General features: G+C 71.1%; 1 protein-coding gene. It reads right to left on the bottom strand.

The features are described from left to right. Positions 1-36: 36 nt before the first annotated feature. Complete coding sequence (locus tag GDJ93_RS07210) at positions 37-1,464, bottom strand: IS3 family transposase (protein WP_152068279.1); 1,428 nt, start codon at positions 1,462-1,464, stop codon at positions 37-39. Between the last annotated feature and the right edge of the window lie 50 nt (positions 1,465-1,514).

The raw sequence follows: 1,514 nt of genomic DNA, 5'->3' as shown, positions 1-1,514 counted from the left end.
GGGACCTCGGACGTTTTTCCGGACCATGTCGCGGCGCTATGCCGCATGGCCTCTCTCCTCGCGATACTCCCTAATGGTCTTCCATCCTAGGTCCTTCTTGAGCTTGCCGTCCCTGTACCACTCGATATATTCGCCGAGCAGGCGGGAGAACTCGTCGAACGGCACGCCGGTCCAGTCCCTGCCCTCGAAGAAGTCGCACTTGAGCGTGCCGAAGAACCCCTCGGCGCGCGCGTTGTCGGGGCTCCGGGCCCTCCTCGACATCGAGCGCACCACCCCGGGGCCGCACGCCTCGCGCCACTCGCGCCCCATGTAGACGGCGCCGCCGTCGGTGTGCACCGTGAGCGGCCGGTCCTCGGTCGGCCCGACTATCCCCACCAGGTCCTTGAGCATGCCGACCATCAGGTCGGAGTCGGCGTGGACCGAGACCCTCCAGCAGATCGGCCACCCGTCGAAGCAGTCGATCGCGGGCGACAGGTACGCCCTGTACCCGTCGAGCCTGAACTCCGTGACGTCGGTGACCACGAGCAGGCCGGGCGCGGGCGCGCGGAAGTCGTGCGTCCCGTCCGCGCGCAGCGGGACGTTGGCCGGGCGCTCCGCGAGCTCGCCCCGGTAGCTGCGGTACCTCGCCCTCCGGCGCATCTGCGCCGCCTTGCGGGCGACCAGGCCCTCCTCGCGCATGATCCGGCGCACGACCTTCTCGGACGCGACGACGGGGGTCTCGGCGTCCCCGGGCGCGAGCTCGCGCCACGAGACGGGCTCGCCGGGTCCCCTCCTGAGGTCGGCGGTCACGGACTCGGGCCCGTAGGCGCCGCCGCTCGCCTCGAACGACGCGCGCACGCGCTCCCTGAGCGCGGCCTTGGGGTCGGGCCTCGAGATCCTGGACGCCTGGTCAAGATAGGTGCTCTTCGGGATCGACAGGGTCCTGGTCACGTCCGCGAGCCTCACCGCCGGCGAGAGCCTCCTCGCCGCCTCTCCCGCCCTGTGCTTCTCCTCGTTCGTCAAAGAGCCAGGGCCTGGTGCTTTTAGGACGTCCAACACCGCCAGGGCCTCGGCGAGCCTGACCTCGGCCTCGCGGGCGCGCTCGGCGGGGTCGTCGGGAAGCCCCTCCAGGCCCCAGTCCCGCCAGTCGGTCTGCTCGGGCGGCTCGCCGCCGGCCCCACCGCGCCCGGTCCTCTCCATCTTGCCCGCGCCCCCTTCGGCTCGACGCTTCCGCGGGGAGGCGGGCTCGGCGCCCGGTCGCCTCGCGGCGAATGCGGGGCTGCCCTCGCCGTGCGAGCAGTGCATGCGCTCCGCCCGGTCGGGCATCTCGCGGGCGGTCAGCTCGCCCGCCTCCTCCAGCTTGAGCCAAGCATACAGGTTGTCCTTGTTCGGGAAAAGCGGCAGGCTCCTACAGGCGGCGGGGGCGGACAGGCCGCTCCGGTGGAACTCCCAGAGAATCCCCTCGCGCTCCTCTTTCGTATACATCGGACTCCCTCCTGGACCCAGATTGGGTCCGAGATTTTGTCCGAGGTCCC

Source organism: Collinsella aerofaciens, from assembly GCF_902501475.1.
Taxonomy (GTDB): Bacteria; Actinomycetota; Coriobacteriia; order Coriobacteriales; family Coriobacteriaceae; genus Collinsella; species Collinsella aerofaciens_AL.
This window is presented reverse-complemented; position numbering and strand designations above follow the sequence as displayed.

Bases quoted from the DNA above. Each gene is read 5' to 3' on its own strand.
- GDJ93_RS07210 (WP_152068279.1), bottom strand. From the start codon at position 1,464: ATGTATACGAAAGAGGAGCGCGAGGGGATTCTCTGGGAGTTCCACCGG.